We start from the raw sequence: 816 nt of genomic DNA on the forward strand, positions 1-816 counted from the left end.
GTCAATGCATACTGCTGGGCACATGCAAGAAGAAAGTTCAGAGACAGTCTTCCAAATGATCTCGAAAATGCAGAAAATACGCTTCCGATTATTGCGATGAATAAGATCAAGAAACTCTTCGCAATAGAAAAAGAAATAGAAGCGTTGTCACCTGATAAAAAGGTCAAAATACGTCAGCTAAAGTCAAAGCCATTAATAGATGACTTCTTTTCATGGTGCAAATCCAATCAAAATGCCACAGCCAGTGCAAAGCTGAGCAGAGCATTTAAATATGTTTTAAATCATGAAGAAGGATTGAGACAATACTTATATGATGGATATATTCCAATGACAAACTCATTAGATGAAAGAGTAATTCGACCATTTACGACAGGAAGAAAGAACTGGTTGTTCTCGGCAAGTGTGTCAGGAGCAGAATCAAGTGCGAATGCATACAGCATAATTGAAACAGCAAAAGCAAATGGACTAGATCCATATAAATATTTGACAACAATATTTACATATCTTCCAAGCCAAGATCTAATCAAAAATCCAGAAATAATAGACGAGTTTCTGCCATGGAGCGAGTTCGTACAAAAAAACTGTAAATAAAAGTATCAGCTAACATTTTTTAGCAATGTTCAACTGATTCTTTTTCATTTATTTAACACATTATTTTATTTGGCGCTTACCCATAATCAAATAATCATAGTAAGAAAAACACAACTAAAAAAGAGATGCACTTCTGCATGTACCAACATACAGATTTACATCTCTTTTTATTTTAAAATTTTAACGAATCTTACAGACCCCAAACTAGGCCCCAATTGTTTACGC

At 34.3% G+C, this 816-nt stretch carries 1 protein-coding gene; it reads left to right on the forward strand.

Features of this window, described 5'->3' with window-relative positions; all coding sequences use genetic code 11:
- On the forward strand, positions 1–591 hold a 591-nt coding region (locus tag DWY01_RS10795; protein ID WP_147332190.1), incomplete at its 5' end, for a transposase.
- Positions 592–816 lie beyond the last annotated feature (225 nt).

It is taken from the genome of Eubacterium sp. AF22-8LB (assembly GCF_003458715.1).
In the GTDB taxonomy this organism is placed as follows: domain Bacteria; phylum Bacillota_I; class Bacilli_A; order Erysipelotrichales; family Erysipelotrichaceae; genus Holdemanella.